Consider the following 15,445-nt stretch of genomic DNA (forward strand, 5'->3'; position numbering starts at 1 on the left):
GAGATACTCTTCCGTCAGGCTGTGGGTGGAAGGGCCTGGCGCGGCCGATTGACGATGAGGAGCCCGGCCGCGATCAGGCCCAGCGACAATAACAACCACCACGACAGGGGTTCGTCCAGAAGGACACCGCCCTGTATCACTCCAAACGCTGGTGTCAGAAATATGAAGCTGGAGAGCGACGACGCCGGATAGCGCCTTATCATCCAGAACCAGGCGATGAAGGCGACCGTGGTGATGAAGCAGGCCTGGAACAGGATTGCGCCGATCGGCAGCAGGCCAGGGTCGCGCAGGATGGGGCCGGCGAAGGGCAGAAGCAGCGCCGAAAACGGGATCGAGACACCGAGCTGGTACGACAGCACCTTTTCAGCGCTGACGTCGGACAGGCTGGACTTCTTGATGACCAGGATGATCGCGGCCCAGATCGCGCTTGCCGCTAGGTTCATTAGATCCCCGATCCACGCGTCCGGGCCTGGCAGGCTCAGACGATCGCCGAAGATCACCGCCACGCCCGCGAATGCCAGGACGAGCCCGAGCACCTTTGTCGTGTCCATGCGTTCGCCAAGCAGATAGTGCGCCCCGATCAACATGAAGAACGGCATCATGTTGGCGAGCAGCACCGCGCGCGCCACGCTGGTGAATTCCAGCCCGACGAACATGAGGACGAACTGGAGGCCGAAGAGCACGCCGACGAGCAGGCCGGCCCTTAATGTGCCGTCGCTGAGGAAGAGCGGGATTTGCCGCCAGCGACACCACAGCAATATGAGAATGATGGCGATCGTCGAGCGCGCTGTCACGACGAAGATCGGGTTGAAGCCCACGTTCGCGACCTTGGTCGCGATGTTGCTGAGGCCGAAGGTGAAGGTAAGCCCCACCATCGTCACGATGGCAAAGGTGTCGAGCGCGTCGCGCCGCTCGAAGGAAAGCGTTGCGGTCATCCTTCGGCGCTTGCCTCGTCGAACCCAAGCAGGTTCCAGGCCTGCACCATATGCGGCGGCATCGGCGCCGTGACATCAATCTTACCGCGTTCCGGATGCGGGATCACGATCCGCCGCGCATGCAGATGCAACCTGTTCTGTAGTCCGCCGGGGAACTCCCAGTTGGTGTCCGCCTCGAAATACTTCGGATCGCCGATGATCGGACAGCCGATCGCGGCGGCGTGGACGCGAAGCTGGTGGGTGCGGCCCGTATAGGGCTCCATCTCCAGCCATGTCAGCGCCTGCGCCGCCTGTTCCACGATGCGGTAGTAGGAGACGGCGTGATCCGCGCCCTTCTCTCCATGCTTGGCGACGCGCATGCGGTCGCCGTCCGGTGTCTGTTCCTTCACCAGCCAGGACGAGATCTTGTCCTCGCGCTTCGGCGGCACGCCCTTCACCAGCGCCCAGTAGGTCTTCTTGGTCTCGCGGGCGCGGAAAGCCTCGGCAAGCTTCATCGCCGCCAGTCGCGTGCGCGCCACAACGAGCACGCCCGACGTGTCGCGGTCTAACCGATGGACGAGCCGCGGCTTCTCGCCCTTCTTGCTGCGCCATGCCTCCAGCATGGAATCGACGTGCCGGTTGACGCCCGAGCCGCCCTGCACCGCCAGGCCGGCCGGCTTGTTGAAGACGAACACCTTGTCGTCCTCGTAGAGCAGCATCTTGGCGAGCACGTCGCCGTCGTGCTGGTCGCGGATGGTGCGGGCAGTCAGCGCTCCCCCGCCCTTCTTGTCGATGTCGAGCGGCGGAACGCGGACCAGCTGGCCCGGCTCCACCCGCGTGTCTGTCTTGGCGCGGCCGCCATCGACCCGGATCTGGCCCGAGCGCAGCAGTTTCTGGAGATGGCCGAAGCCGAGCCCCGGATAGTGGCTCTTGAACCAGCGGTCGAGCCGCATGCCCGCTTCGCCGGCCTCCACCGTGATCTGTTCGACGCCTGCCATGGATTTCACTTCCTTCAGAGGCGGCGCAATAGCATCAGGCAAGGCTTCTTGCGAGCCACAATCCGGCGAAGATGGCGGCGAGCGTCCCAGCCAGCGTCGCGCCGACATAAAGTGCTGCAAGCGAATGCGCACCGCGCTCCCATAGCACGGCCGCGTCGAGTGAGAAGGCCGAGAAGGTGGTGAAACCGCCGAGGACGCCAGTCGCGACGAACAGGCGCACGTCCTGCGTCGCGCCGAACCTGCGCGCAATCAGCTCGATCAGCACCCCCATGGCAAAGCAGCCGGCAAGATTGACGAACAGCGTGCCCCACGGAAAGGCCGGGCCGAACCATCGCAGCGACGCCATGTTGACGAGATGGCGCAGCGACGACCCGATCGCGCCGCCGGCGGCGACAAGGAGGAGGTGTTTCATAAGAACGTTCTCGCGGGAGGCAGCGACGGCGTCAATCGTTTCGCGTGTTTGCCCGACGGGTCACGGCTTCCGTTCCGCCCTCAGCTTCGCCCAGAATTCCAGCCGCTTCCTGATCTCGCGCTCGAAGCCGCGCTCTGGCGGATCGTAGAACGTCTGCCGGCCCATCCTCTCCGGGAAATAGTCCTGCCCCGAGAACGCGTCCGGCTCGTCATGATCGTAGCGATAACCGGCGCCGTAGCTCTCGTCCTTCATCAGCTTGGTCGGCGCGTTGAGGATGTGCTTGGGCGGCAGCAGCGATCCATATTGCTTCGCCGCCGCCGTGGCCCCTTTGAAGGCGGTGTAGACGGCGTTCGATTTCGGCGCGGTGGCGAGATAGACGCAGGCTTGCGCAAAGGCGAGTTCGCCCTCTGGCGAGCCCAGATAGTCGTAGGCGTCCTTCGCGGCGAGCGCCACTTGAAGGGCCTGCGGATCGGCGAGCCCGATGTCCTCCACCGCCATGCGCACCAGCCGGCGGCCAAGATAGAGCGGGTCCTCGCCCGCGTCGAACATGCGCGAGAGATAGTAAAGCGCCGCGTCCGGGTCCGAGCCGCGCACGGATTTGTGCAGCGCCGAGATCAGGTTGTAGTGGCCGTCCTGCCCTTTGTCGTAGATCGGCGCACGGCGCTGGACGATGCGCTGCAGGCCGGCCGCATCGAACACTTCGCCCGGCTTCGCCGCCCGCCACACCTCCTCGGCCAGCGTCAGCGCCGCGCGGCCGTCGCCGTCGCTCATGCCCACCAGCATTTCGCGTGCCTGGGCGTCGAGCGGCAACGCCCTGCCCTCCTCGGCCTCCGCCTTGGCGAGCAGCTTGCCTATGCTCTCCGCGGAATGCGACTGGAACGTCAGCACGCGGGCCCGCGACAAGAGCGCGGCGTTAAGCTCGAAGGACGGGTTCTCCGTCGTCGCGCCGACCAGCACCACGGTGCCGTCCTCCATCACCGGCAGGAAGGAATCCTGCTGTGCCCGGTTGAAGCGGTGGATCTCGTCGACGAACAGCAGCGTCTGCCGCCCGTTCGCGCGTCTGAGACGGGCCGCGTCGAACACCTTCTTCAGGTCCGCCACGCCTGAAAACACCGCCGAGATCTGCTCGAAGGCAAGCTTCGTCTCGCCCGCGAGAAGGCGCGCCACCGTCGTCTTGCCGGTGCCGGGCGGCCCCCAGAAGATCATCGAGCCCAGCGTGCCGGAGCGGATCATCCGCGTCAGCACCCCGTCCTCGCCGGTCAGGTGCTCTTGGCCCACCACCTCGTCGAGCCTGGTCGGCCGCAGCCGGTCAGCCAGCGGCCGGCCGGGCTCAGCCGGTCTCGATGTCGGATCGTCGAACAGGTCGGCCATTCAGTACCTGAGCACTTGCGTCATCAGCCGGCCGTTGCGTTCGATGGTGAAGCGCCACAGCCGCGTCTCCTGCGAAGCGGCGACCTGCATCTGCTCGACCGTATCGATCTGGCGGCCGTTGACGGCGCGGACGATGTCGCGCGGCTGCAGGCCGACGCGCGCCGCCGTCGAGTTGCGCGCCGTGTCGACGATCACCACGCCGCGCAGGTTGGTCGGCAGGCCGAGCCGGTCCGCGCTGCGCGGCGACAGGTCCGTCACCTTCGCCCCGCCGAACGGGCTGTTGCCGTCGATCGTGATCTCGCGACTGGACTTGCCCTCCGGCGCGCGCTCAAGCCTCACCTTGACCTCCGTCTCCTTGCCCTGGCGGAGGATCTTCAGTGCGACCTCGGCATCTATGTTCTGCGTCGCGAGCCGATAGCCCAGCGCGTCGACATGCTCGATCGCCGAACCGTTCATCGCCAGCACCACGTCGCCGGGCTTGAGGCCGGCGCGGCTCGCAGGGCTGTCTTCGTCGACGGATGAGATCAGCGCGCCCGAAGGCCTCGGCAGGCCGAGCGCCTCGGCCACCTGCGGCGTCACCGCCTCGAAGCCGGCGCCGACATAGGGCCGCTCGAACACGTCGCTGCCGTTTTCGGCCGCGGTAACCACGGCGCGCACCATGTTGGACGGAATGGCAAAGCCGATCCCGTTCGAGCCGCCGCCGCGCGAATAGATTGCCGTATTGATGCCGATCAGCCGACCCGACATGTCGAGCAGCGCGCCGCCCGAATTGCCCGGATTGATCGCCGCGTCCGTCTGGATGAAGAAGCCGAAATCCGAGATGCCGACCCGGTTTCGCGCCAGCGCCGAAACGATGCCGCTGGTCGTCGTCTGGCCGACGCCGAACGGATTGCCCATCGCCAGCACCAGGTCGCCGACCTCGAGCGCGTCGCTGTCGCCGATCGGAATCGTCGGGAACGGTTGGTCGGACTTGATCCTGAGCACCGCAAGATCGACCCGCTCGTCCTTCAGGATCACCGTGCTCTCGAACTCGCGCCCGTCCGAGAGCGCCACCTTTACCTCGTCTGCGTCGCGGATAACGTGGTAGTTGGTCACGACGATGCCGGACTTGTCGACAATGACGCCGGACCCCAGCGAGGACTGTTCGCGCGGCGGCATCGCGCCCCCGCCGCCGAAGAACCGCTCGAAAAAGGGATCGCCCATGAAGGGCGAATTCTGCTGTACCATCTGGGAGGCGTAGACGTTGACGACGGCGGGCGCGGTCTGCTTGACCAGCGGCGCAAAGGAAAGCTGCATCTCCTCGCGCCCGAACGGCACCCGCTTGTCGATGACGCCCGGCTGCGCGCTCTCGGTGCCCCGCAGCATGTTGCCGAACAGGTCGCGGATCGATCCGTTCTCTTGCGCCAGTGTCGGCCCCGCCGCGAGCGAGGTGCAGAGAACGAGCGTGGTGATCAGCAGGCGTGTGTTCAAACCGAATCTCCCTTTCCGGGCCATGTGCGGACGCGCGCCATTGTCACCGCGATTGTACAGATTGAAAGGCTGCCGCGCCATGCAATCCCGTCTCCGCGCTCACATCCGCCGGTTCTATTTCCCTGCCTTCGCTTCGATCAGCCCGGCGATGGCATCCTGGCTCATGCGTCTCGCATGCTCCAGCGGCGTCACACCGTCCCTGTCGGCGATCGCGGCGTCCGCGCCGCCGTCGAGCAGCACGCCGACGATCTCCTGATAGGTCGGGCCACCATCGCCAAGGATCACCGCCTCCAGCAGTGCCGTCCAGCCGAGATTGTTGACGTGATCAACGTTGAGATCGGCCTCGATGAGAATCCGGACGGTGTCGGGATGACCGTGATGCGCGGCCGGGATCAGCGCGATCCCGCCATAGCGGTTGGTGTCGTCGAGCTTCGCCTTGCCCGTTGCCAGGATCATCCGCAGGATCTCGTTGCGGCCCTCCGCCCCGGCATACAGGAAGGGCGTGTCGCGGATGTTGTCCTTGGCGTTCACGTCCGAGCCCGCTTCGATCAGCAGCCGGGCGATCTCGACATGGTTAGCGCGCGTCGCCAGAAGCAACGGCGTCCGTTTCGCCGCATCGCGCCGTTCCAGGGCAGCCCCTTTGGCGATCTCGGCCGAAACGCGCGCCACGTCGCCGGAATTGACCGCCTCGATCAACGCGCTTGCCACCTCGTCCTCCTGCGCCCTCGCCACGTCCATCAGGATGTGGCCCGCGGCCACGCCCGTCAACGCGGCCATAGCCTGGCGGCGCGTCAGGGGCATGGGTTGCCGGTGCGCTGGTGGATCGCGTCGACCGCCTCCTGCATCTCCGTCGTCCATGTGACGCTGGCCGACGACAGCGCCATGTCGAGCTGGGCGATCGATGTCGCGCCGATGATGTTCGACGTCACGAAGGGCCGGCTGCACACGAACGCATTGGCGAACAGCGCCGGCTCCATGCCGAAGGAACGCGCCAGTTCGTTGTATTCGAGCTGCACCTCGGCAGCGTTCGGCGTCTCGTAGCGCTGGCCGCGGTTGAAAAGCTGCGAGCGCGATCCCTGCGGCCGCGCGCCATGATCATGCTTGCCCGTGAGATAACCCTGTGCCAGCGGCGAATAGGCGAGCAGGCTCACCTCCTCGCGGTCGGACACTTCGGCAAGGTTCACCTCGAAGGTGCGGTTGACGAGATTGTAGGCGTTCTGCAGCGAGGCCGGCCTCGGCCCGTTGCCCTTCTCGCTTTCGAAGATGAAGCGCATCACGCCCCACGCGCTTTCATTGGACAGGCCAAGGTGCCGGATCTTGCCTGCCTTCACCAGGTCTTCGAACACCGCGATCGTCTCGGCGATCGGCGTCTCGTCCGCGTCGCGCGGCGCCGGCCAGTTGCCAACACGGTTCGGGTTCGAGCCCCACGGCACCCTCCGCTCCGGGAAATGGATCTGGTACAGGTCGATATGATCGGTCTGCAGCTTCTGCAGCGATCCCTCTACCGCGTGCAGGATATCCTCGCGCACCAGCTTCGAAGGGCGGCCGCCGCGAAACCAGTCGTTCGTCGTCCGGCCGACCACCTTGCTCGCCAGCACCACCTTGTCGCGGTTGCCGCGCGCCTTCATCCAGTTGCCGATGTAGCGCTCGGTGCGCCCCTGCGTCTCCGCTTTCGGCGGGATCGGGTAGAGTTCGGCCGTGTCGAGGAAATTCACGCCCCGCTCGAAGGCGTAGTCCATCTGCGCATGCCCCTCGGCTTCGGTGTTCTGCTGGCCCCAGGTCATGGTGCCGAGGCAGATTTTCGAAACGACGAGATCGGTGCGACCGATGCGGCGCATGTCCATGGATGTCACTCCGGTAGTTTAGGCCGGCGGATCGCCGGAGGCGGGGTGGAGCGCTTATATCCAAACGACCCGTCGCATCCAAGGCTGGCGGACGATTGACAGCATGCCCCGTTCGGGTGTCCGCTGGCCCTGTTCTCCCGGCGAGGCGCCCATGACGCTCATCCAGAAGCAGACGGCCGATCCCTACAACGGGCTTCGCAGCGCGGAGCCGACCCTTCCTTCAGCAGACTACTACGAACCCGAGCGCTTTCGCGCCGAGATGGACACGATCTGGGCGCGCAACTGGATCAACGTCTGTCGCTCGAGCGAACTTTCCGGCCCGCGGACATTCCGCACCTTGCGGATCGGCACCCAGGAGATCGTGCTCCTGCGCGACGAGGCCGGCGTCCTGCGCAGCTTCCACAACACGTGCCGCCACCGCGGCTCCGCGCTCTACCGAGAGCGAGGGCAAGCTGAAGGGTCGCCTCCTCGTCTGCCCGTACCATTCATGGTCCTACGCCACGGACGGGCGGTTGATCGGCGTGCCGTCGAAATCGCTCCCGCCCGGTTTCGACAAGGCGGATCACGGCCTCTACCGGGTTGCGGTCGAGGAGTGGCGCGGCTTCGTTTTCGTGAACCTCGACGAACAGCCGCAGCGATCGGTCGCCGAGACCTTCGACGCCGGCACGGTCAGCCTCGCCAACTGGCCGCTGGAGGACCTCGCCGTCGGCCATCGCTACGTCAAGCGCATGCAGTGCAACTGGAAGATCTTCTGGGAAAACTTCAACGAGTGCCTGCACTGCCCGAACGTCCATCCCGAACTGTCGAACCTCGTGCCGATCTACGGCCGCGGCCTGATGGCCCGGCATGACGATCCACACTGGGAGAAACACGCCGACGATCATTCGCCCGAATATTCCGGCGGGCTGCGCCAGGGCGCCGAAACCTGGTCGATCGACGGCAAGACGCACGGTCCGATCTTCCCTCGCCTCTCTGACGCCGAACGCGAGGCGGGGCAGAGCTATGCGACTCACCTGCCGTCTGTGTTCGTCGTCGGTCATGTCGACTATGTCCGCAGCGTCCGCCTGATGCCGGTTGGCCCCGAGGAGACGGAGTTGACGGCTGAGTGGCTCTTTCCAGCGGAACCGCTCGCCGGCGGCGAGATCGACGTCGATCGGATCGTCGCCTTCGGCCGGCTGGTCCTCGATCAGGATGCCGCGATCTGCGAGATCAACCAGCGCGGCCTGCGCTCCCGCCGTCATCGCGAAGGCGTGCTGATGCCCGAGGAATACGACGTGTACCGCTTCCAGCAATGGGTCCGCGACGAGATGCGTACCGCTGACATATCGAAGGCGTGATTGCTGCAGTATTGGGTTTCCCGGCATTGTCGTGCTAGGGGAAGCCTATGCTCTACGTCGAATTGCTGCTTGTCCTCGTTCTGACCTTGTTGAACGGGTTGCTGGCGATGTCCGAACTGGCGGTGGTTTCCTCACGCCCCGCTCGCCTCAAAGGAATGGCCGACCGTGGCGTCAGCGGTGCCAGACGCGCGCTGGCGCTCGCCGCCGACCCCGGAAAATTCCTCTCCTCCGTCCAGATCGGCATCACGCTGGTCGGCATCCTGTCGGGTGCAATTTCCGGCGCCACGCTCGGCGACCGGCTGAGCGAATGGCTGATCACGCAGGGCGTGCCGGCGCGCTGGGCCTATGTCGCCGGCGTCGGTCTCGTAGTGACCGGAATCACCTATCTGTCGCTGATCGTCGGCGAACTTGTCCCCAAGCAGCTTGCCCTCAAGAATCCCGAGCGCATCGCCTCGACCGTCGCGCCGCTGATGTCGCTCATCGCCACCGTCGCCGCCCCCATCGTCTGGGTGCTCGACAGGTCGGGCAAGCTCGTGCTCGCGCTGCTCGGCCAGGCGAGCGAGAGCGAGCAGCGCGTTACCGACGAGGAAATCCGCACCATCGTGGCGGAGGCCGAAAGCGCCGGCGTGCTGGAACCCGGGGAGCGCGAAATGATCGCGGGCGTCATGCGGCTCGGCGACCGGCCGGTGCGGCAAGTGATGACGCCGCGCTTCGAGGTCGACGAGATCGACCTGTCGGAGAGCCCGAACGAGATCATTGCCAAGATGAAGGAAAGCCAGCATTCGCGCTTCCCCGTCCATGAGGGCAATCCCGACGAGGTGATCGGCATTCTGTGGGTCAAGGACGTGCTCGACGCAGGGCGCAGCCTCAAGACCGCCGATCTCAGGGCGCTGGTGCGCGAGGCGGCGATCATCCCCGAGACGATGGACGCGCTCGACGTGGTCGAGATCCTGAAGAAGTCGGCCGTCCACATGGGCCTGGTCCACGACGAATACGGCCACTTCCAGGGCGTCGTCACCTCGTCCGACATCCTTGAGGCGATCGTCGGCAGCTTCGCAACCGACGAAGGCGCACCTGAGCCGGCAATCGTCAAGCGCGACGACGGATCGCTCCTCGTCGCCGGCTGGATGCAGGCGGACGAATTCGCCGAGGAACTCGGCCTCATCATCCCGGAGAACCGCGGCTACGACACGGTCGCCGGCTTCCTCATCGAATCCTTCGGCCGCCTCCCCGCTGTCGGAGACCATGTCTTGGTCCAGAACTGGAAGTTCGAGATCATGGACCTCGACGGCCGCCGCATCGACAAGGTGCTCGCCAGCCGGCCGCCGGTCACCGCGCGCGGCAAGAAGGCGGTCTGAGCCTCAGATCCCGGCGAACCAGTCATAGCCATTGTCCTCCCAATAGCCGCCCTTGCCGTCGCCATAGCCGTCCAGTCGATCCGTCAGCTCGATCGTATGGACGTATTTCGCCATCTTGTAGCCCAGCTGCCGCTCGACGCGGACGCGCAGCGGCGCGCCGTTGGCGACCGGCAATGATTGCCCGTTGAGCCCATAGGCGAGGATCGTCTGCGGGTGGCGCGCGTCGATCAGGTCAATCGATTCGTAATACTTGATGTCGCCCGCCAGGCTGCGGTCGATCGTGTCGAAGCACTGGAATACGGCAAAGCGCGCATTCGCCTTCGGCCTCGCCTGGTCGAGCACGAAGGCCAGCGGCACCCCCGTCCATTTGGCGATGCAGCTCCAGCCCTCGACGCAGTCATGCCGGGTGATCTGCGTGCGCGCCGGCATCGCCTGCAGTTCCGCGAGGCTCAGCGAGAGCGGCCTGTCGACCAGCCCCTTCACCGTCAGCCGATACCCAGCGAAGCCGCCCTCCTCCATCGACCGGTAAATTGCGTCATCCGGCTGCGTCACGCCGTTCGGGCGCTGCGGCTGTCGAATCTCGCTTTCGGAAAACTCCTGCGCGAGAGCGTCGCTGGACAACAGCATCCGCTGCACGCGGTAGGTCAGGCTGTTCGCCTGCTCGAGCACCGAACGCACGCTGCTGCCGTTGCGGGTGAGGTTGTCGAAGGCATCACAGCCGGACAGCGCCAGCGAAGAGCCGGCCGCTGTTGCACCGGTGATGAAGCCGCGACGGGAAAGCCTGAGGGCCATGATCATTCCTCCCCTTCGCCGTGTCCGGCCGCAGGGTCGGTCCTGTACCACCCTGTGATGATCGAGCGCATCTCGTTCAGCGGGCCGGCCGCCAGGATCATCAGCATGTGGACGACGAAGAATCCGACCAGCAGCACCATTACGGCGAAATGGATGGTGCGCGCCGTCTGCCGCCCACCGAAGAGTTCCGGAAGCCAGGGCAGCGCCGCGTTCATGCCGGGCGACATGGCAAGGCCGGTCAGGATCATCAACGGCAGCATGATCACCAGCACCGACGCATAGGCGAGTTTCTGCAGCATGTTGTAGTCGCGCGTGTGATGGAAGCGCAGGCGTGCATGGTCGGCGATGTCCCTGCCGAGATTGCGCACATCGCGCCCCTTCGGCACGATGTCGCGCTTGAAATGCCCGTTGGCGAGACTTGCCGCGAGCCAAACCAGCAGCGTGCCGACCAGCAGCCACGCGAAAAAGAAGTGGATGACACGGCCGGTCGCGAGATCGCCATAGGAGGGGATCGTCGCCCACTCGGGAAAGCCGCGTTGATAAAGCTGCCCGTTCCACTCGCTCAAGCCTAGAACGCCCGTGGTGTCAAAGTGGTGGCCGAGGATGGTCGTGTATCCGGCCGGACCGTCTGGCGTATTCTCCGTGCTCATCGACAGCACGGCATTGTCGAACGAGAAGCCCGACTGGTCGCCGATATAGAGCGTCGGATGCGCGTTGAAGATCTGCAGGCCGGTCAGAAGCAGGAAGAACAGGCTGATCGCCCACAGCCAGTGCGTCAGCCGGGTCCATGCCGACTGCCGGTAGACGAGCTCACCCCGTATGTGTCCCCTGTCGTCGCCGGTCGCTGCCACGTTCCCCTCCTCTTGCCTTAACGTCATGTGCCACAAGCTACGGCGATCCGCCCTTCAAGGTTTCACACGTCCGCGCACGTCTTGGCGAAACGTCCGTGTACGGCGATTTACGATAGCCGGCAGCGATGTTAGCGTTCGCGAAACTGCGACGTTTGAGGGGCATCGATGCGCGCGGTACTGGCACTCCTGGCGGCGCTCTTCGCGGGCGCGGCACATGCAGCCTGTTTCGAGGATCTCGGCGAATCCGGCTGCACCGACGAAGAGACGTTTCCGCTGTCGGACCTGCGGCATTTGTCGTGCGAGAATCTCTGGCTCGTCCGCAACGCGATTTACGACGACAACGGTCTGTGCTTCCGCACCGCGCGCGGCCAAGACTACTTCGACAATTCCGACTGCTATGTCGACGATCCCGGTGCGGTCCGCCTGAATTCCCATGAACGCGGCAACGTCAACCGCATCGTCCAGGTGGAGAGCGAGAACGGCTGCCGCTGACCCGGCGGGGCTTGCCCTTCGCTGCGCCTCGGCTCACATGGTCGCATGAGTTCCGTTTCGCCCCGCTCCCGCATCGAATGGATCGACCTCGCCCGCGGCGTCGCGCTGGTCGCGATGGCGATCTACCACTTCACCTGGGACCTCGAATTCTTCGGCTACACCGAGCCGGGCATGACCGCGGTCGGCGGCTGGAAGCTCTTCGCGCGCGGCATCGCCTCCACCTTCCTTGTCCTCGTCGGCGTCAGTCTCTATCTCGCCCATGCCAAGGGCATCCGCTGGCCGGGCTTCTGGCGCCGATTCGCCATGATCGTCGCCGCCGCCCTCGCCATCACGATCGCTACCTGGTTCGCGACGCCGGATTTCTTCATCTTCTTCGGCATCCTGCACCAGATCGCATTCGCCAGCGTCGCCGGCCTGCTCTTCCTCCGGTTTCCCGCGATCGTGACGCTCGTCGTCGCCGTTCTGGTGATCGCGCTGCCGAATCTCTATGCGACCACGCTCCTTGACGGTCCCTGGGGCTGGTGGACCGGCCTCTCGGAAACGCGGCCGCGATCGAGCGACTTCGTGCCCGTCTTCCCCTGGTTCGGTGCCGTGCTGATCGGCCTGGCGCTGGCCAGGTTCGCCTCCGCCGCCGGCCTGTTCGAACGCCTTGCCGCTGTAAGCCCCGGTGCACGGTCGCGGCCGTTGCGCTTCATCGGCCGGCACAGCCTCGCCTTCTACCTGATCCACCAGCCGGTGCTGATCTCCTGCATCTGGCTGTTCTCGCAGGTCGTGCCGCCGGTCATCGACCACGCCGCCCGATTCCGTCCCGCTTGCGAGCGCAGCTGCACCGAAAGCCGGTCGGCAACCTTCTGCACCGCCTACTGCACCTGCATGCTCGACGGGCTTCGCGCCGACAATCTGCTCGAGCAGGCGTTTTCGCGCACGCCGTCCGACGAATTCCGTGGCAGACTGCGCGACATGGCCGAGATGTGCACGGCCGTGACCGAAGGCTCGGTTCAAGGGGAGGACGAGCAATGAGCGATGCAAGCGATCGCCCGAACAGTATTCCCTGGCCACCGCTGATCTACTGCGCGGCGATCGCTGTTGCGATCATCCTCGGCTATCTGGCGCCGCTGCCCTGGCTGCCGCCGCCGTCCTCCGACATCCTGTTCGCCATCGGCTGGCTCCTGGTCGCTGGTGCGATCGCAATCGACGTCGCTGCCATGCGCACCATGGCGACGCACCGCACCACGATCATGCCGCACCGCAGGTCGGACCATCTCGTGACGGACGGTCCGTTCTCCTTCACCCGCAACCCGATCTATCTCGGCAACACGATGCTGACCATCGGCATCGGGCTGATCAGCGGCATCGTCTGGTTCCTGCCGCTGGCGCTGGTCGCAGCCTTCGCGACGCAGAAGCTCGCCATCGAGCGGGAGGAGAAGCACCTGTACGCGCTTCGGCAAGCGTTTCCGCGATTATGCCAAGCGGGTCAGGCGCTGGATCTGAAAGCAGTATCCTGTCAGGCCGTTCCGGCCCGATCTTCAAGCAGCATCTCAGCCGAGGTCGACGTCCAGGATCGCCATCGAGAAATTGTGCGACTGGTCGCCGTCGTCGTCATCCTTGTAGATGATGCCGAGGAACTCGTCGTCGAGATAGAGCTCGCACGAATCGTCCTTGCGCGGCCGCGCCTTGACCTGGAGGCTCGGATTGCGGAACGTCTTCTTGAAATAGGCGTCCAGCTTGCGGATTTCTTCGGGCTTCACGGGCAAACTCCTCGTCGCGGAACGCAGCAGTGCCGCGCAGTGGTTCGCGCTTCTGCCATGTCCGCGAAGCTGATGTAAAGGCTGCGGGGAAGAGATTGCCCCTACCCCGCGTCAGCTTCAGATGTCGAACGAGACGACGTGGTCCATCGACTGCGACGGCAGGAGCTGGTCCATCTGCCGCGCCGGCTGCTCGCAGCCGCTCTCGCCCACGACGCGGGCCGGCACCCCGGCGACGGTCTTGTTGTTCGGCACGGAACTCAGCACCACCGAGCCGGCCGCAACCTTGGTGCAATGGCCGATCTCGATATTACCGAGGATCTTGGCGCCGGCGCCGATCAGCACGCCGTAGCGGATCTTGGGGTGGCGATCGCCGCCGGCCTTGCCGGTGCCGCCCAGCGTCACGCCGTGCAGTATCGACACGTTGTCCTCGATCACCGCCGTCTCGCCGACGACCAGGCCGGTCGCATGGTCGATGAAGATGCCCTTGCCCATCTTCGCAGCCGGGTTGATGTCGGTCTGGAACACGGCCGACGAACGGCTCTGCAGGTAGAGCGCGAAGTCGCGCCGGCCGCTGTTCCACAGCCAGTGCGCCAGCCTGTGCGTCTGGATGGCGTGGAAGCCCTTGAAGTAGAGCACCGGCATGATGAAACGGTCGCAGGCCGGGTCGCGGTCGTAATAGGCCTGGATGTCGGTCCGCACCACGTTCGACCAGTCCGGCTGGTCGTCATGCATCGCCTTGAAGCTCTGCTCGATCGCCGTGGCCGAGATGTCGGCATGATCGAGACGCGAGGCGATGCGATGGATGACCGCATCCTCGAGCGTGCGGTGGTTGAGAATAGTCGAATAGAGGAAGGCTGCGAGCAGCGGATCGCGCTCAACCGCCTCGTGGGCCTCGTCGCGGACGGCGGTCCAGATCGGATCGACCGGCTGGAGGTGCGAACGGGCAACCTTCGTGGTCATGTCTTTCCCCTTGTCGGAAACGGATGCGCATCCTATGCGATCCGATAGCGCGAAGGAATTCAATTTTCCTTAGCGCAGAGTCAATTGGACTTTCAGCATGACGTTTCAAGCCCCCTCGGGCACCAATTCCCTCAATGTCGCGATCTCGGAGCACGTTGCCCGCATCGTGATCGACAATCCTCAGCGCAAGAACGCCGTCGACCTTGCAGGCTGGCGTGCGCTCGCCGCGCTCGTCCCCGAACTCGCGGCCCGGCCCGACGTGCGGGTGATCGTGCTGTCAGGCGCCGGCCCCGATTTCTGCGCCGGTGCCGACATATCCGAATTCGACGCCGTGCGAAGGGATGCGGCCACCGCGCGCGTCTACGAGGCTGCCAATTCGGCTGCCTTCGCAGCGATCCGCACCAGCGCCGTGCCGGTCATCGCGGCGATCCGCGGCATATGCTTCGGCGGCGGCTTCGGGCTCGCCGCCTCCTGCGATCTCAGGATCGCGACCGAGGATGCCCGCTTCGCGGTGCCCGCCGCGCGGCTCGGCCTCGCCTATCCGCTCGATGCGATGATCGACATCGTCACCGCGGCGGGGGCGCAGATGGCTCGCTATCTTACACTCACCGCCCAGCCGATCGACGCCAGGCAGGCGCTGGCCGGCGGCTTCCTGCTCGAGATCGTCGCGCCCGGGAGCTTCGAGGAGCGCGTCGGCAAGATCGCCGCCGCGATCGCAGCCAGCGCGCCGCTCTCCGTCAGGGCGTCACGCCTGTCGATCATGTCCGTCGTGACCAAGGATCCGCTGGTCGCCCGCATGGCGCAGGAGGCCGGCGATGCGACTTTCGACAGCGCCGACTATGCCGAGGGCCGCGCCGCCTTCAAGGAGCGGCGCCAGCCGAACTTCCAGGGAAAATAG

At 65.4% G+C, this 15,445-nt stretch carries 16 protein-coding genes and 2 pseudogenes; 7 read left to right on the plus strand and 11 right to left on the minus strand.

Annotated elements, in window-relative coordinates; all coding sequences use genetic code 11:
* Window positions 1-14 precede the first annotated feature (14 nt).
* The 7 genes from LRS09_RS26125 to LRS09_RS26155 form a co-directional block, all read right to left on the minus strand.
* Window positions 15-935, minus strand: coding sequence for a DMT family transporter (locus tag LRS09_RS26125; RefSeq protein WP_257809968.1), 921 nt, complete (start codon window positions 933-935; stop codon window positions 15-17).
* A complete protein-coding gene (locus tag LRS09_RS26130; protein WP_257809969.1) occupies window positions 932-1,912 on the minus strand; it encodes an RluA family pseudouridine synthase in 981 nt (326 codons plus the stop codon). The genes LRS09_RS26125 and LRS09_RS26130 overlap by 4 nt, the downstream gene beginning before the upstream one ends.
* Window positions 1,913-1,946: 34 nt before the next feature.
* Entirely contained in the window at window positions 1,947-2,324 is a 378-nt protein-coding gene (crcB, locus tag LRS09_RS26135; RefSeq protein ID WP_257809970.1) for a fluoride efflux transporter CrcB, read from the minus strand.
* A 60-nt stretch (window positions 2,325-2,384) separates the two neighbouring features.
* Window positions 2,385-3,695, minus strand: coding sequence for a replication-associated recombination protein A (locus LRS09_RS26140; protein WP_257809971.1), 1,311 nt, complete (start codon window positions 3,693-3,695; stop codon window positions 2,385-2,387).
* Window positions 3,696-5,189 (minus strand): DegQ family serine endoprotease, encoded by a 1,494-nt coding sequence (locus LRS09_RS26145; protein ID WP_374684937.1) that lies wholly within the window; start codon window positions 5,187-5,189, stop codon window positions 3,696-3,698.
* 90 nt (window positions 5,190-5,279) lie between these two features.
* Window positions 5,280-5,966 carry an ankyrin repeat domain-containing protein gene (locus tag LRS09_RS26150; protein ID WP_257809973.1) on the minus strand — a complete coding sequence of 229 codons (687 nt, stop codon included), beginning with the start codon at window positions 5,964-5,966 and terminating at the stop codon, window positions 5,280-5,282.
* A complete protein-coding gene (locus LRS09_RS26155; protein WP_257809974.1) occupies window positions 5,957-7,009 on the minus strand; it encodes an aldo/keto reductase in 1,053 nt (350 codons plus the stop codon). Before LRS09_RS26155 ends, LRS09_RS26150 begins: the two co-directional genes overlap by 10 nt.
* A 259-nt stretch (window positions 7,010-7,268) precedes the next feature.
* Between LRS09_RS26155 and LRS09_RS26160 the strand changes: the two are divergent.
* The 3 genes and pseudogenes from LRS09_RS26160 to LRS09_RS26170 form a co-directional block, all read left to right on the plus strand.
* Window positions 7,269-7,382: pseudogene (locus LRS09_RS26160) on the plus strand (hypothetical protein); the annotation flags it as partial.
* A 148-nt stretch (window positions 7,383-7,530) separates the two neighbouring features.
* On the plus strand, window positions 7,531-8,346 hold the full coding sequence (locus LRS09_RS26165; protein WP_257809975.1) for an SRPBCC family protein: 816 nt from the start codon (window positions 7,531-7,533) through the stop codon (window positions 8,344-8,346).
* Window positions 8,347-8,393: 47 nt separating this feature from the next.
* Window positions 8,394-9,704, plus strand: a complete 1,311-nt coding sequence (locus tag LRS09_RS26170; protein WP_257809976.1) for a hemolysin family protein — start codon at window positions 8,394-8,396, stop codon at window positions 9,702-9,704.
* Between the two features lie 3 nt (window positions 9,705-9,707).
* Here the strand turns inward: LRS09_RS26170 and LRS09_RS26175 are convergent, their stop codons facing one another.
* Window positions 9,708-10,499, minus strand: a complete 792-nt coding sequence (locus tag LRS09_RS26175) for a molybdopterin-binding protein (RefSeq protein WP_374684938.1) — start codon at window positions 10,497-10,499, stop codon at window positions 9,708-9,710.
* Window positions 10,499-11,347, minus strand: coding sequence for a cytochrome b/b6 domain-containing protein (locus LRS09_RS26180; protein ID WP_257809978.1), 849 nt, complete (start codon window positions 11,345-11,347; stop codon window positions 10,499-10,501). Before LRS09_RS26180 ends, LRS09_RS26175 begins: the two co-directional genes overlap by 1 nt.
* Window positions 11,348-11,512: 165 nt before the next feature.
* Here LRS09_RS26180 and LRS09_RS26185 point away from each other — a divergent pair, with 165 nt between their 5' ends.
* The 3 genes and pseudogenes from LRS09_RS26185 (at window position 11,513) to LRS09_RS26195 (ending at window position 13,330) form a co-directional block, all read left to right on the plus strand.
* Window positions 11,513-11,839, plus strand: coding sequence for a YARHG domain-containing protein (locus tag LRS09_RS26185; RefSeq protein WP_257809979.1), 327 nt, complete (start codon window positions 11,513-11,515; stop codon window positions 11,837-11,839).
* A gap of 45 nt (window positions 11,840-11,884) precedes the next feature.
* Window positions 11,885-12,859 carry a DUF1624 domain-containing protein gene (locus LRS09_RS26190; protein WP_257809980.1) on the plus strand — a complete coding sequence of 325 codons (975 nt, stop codon included), beginning with the start codon at window positions 11,885-11,887 and terminating at the stop codon, window positions 12,857-12,859.
* Window positions 12,856-13,330, plus strand: a pseudogene (locus tag LRS09_RS26195) (isoprenylcysteine carboxylmethyltransferase family protein). The gene LRS09_RS26190 and the pseudogene LRS09_RS26195 overlap by 4 nt, the downstream one beginning before the upstream one ends.
* Window positions 13,331-13,377: 47 nt before the next feature.
* Here LRS09_RS26195 and LRS09_RS26200 read toward each other — a convergent pair.
* A complete protein-coding gene (locus LRS09_RS26200) occupies window positions 13,378-13,587 on the minus strand; it encodes a DUF3126 family protein (protein WP_257809981.1) in 210 nt (69 codons plus the stop codon).
* Between the two features lie 117 nt (window positions 13,588-13,704).
* The gene (gene cysE / locus LRS09_RS26205) at window positions 13,705-14,547 is read right to left on the minus strand and encodes a serine O-acetyltransferase (RefSeq protein WP_257809982.1); all 843 of its coding nucleotides are present in this window, start codon (window positions 14,545-14,547) and stop codon (window positions 13,705-13,707) included.
* A 97-nt stretch (window positions 14,548-14,644) separates the two neighbouring features.
* Here cysE and LRS09_RS26210 point away from each other — a divergent pair, with 97 nt between their 5' ends.
* Window positions 14,645-15,445, plus strand: a complete 801-nt coding sequence (locus tag LRS09_RS26210) for an enoyl-CoA hydratase-related protein (protein WP_257809983.1) — start codon at window positions 14,645-14,647, stop codon at window positions 15,443-15,445.

Source organism: Mesorhizobium sp. J428 (assembly GCF_024699925.1).
Classification (GTDB): Bacteria; Pseudomonadota; Alphaproteobacteria; order Rhizobiales; family Rhizobiaceae; genus Mesorhizobium_A.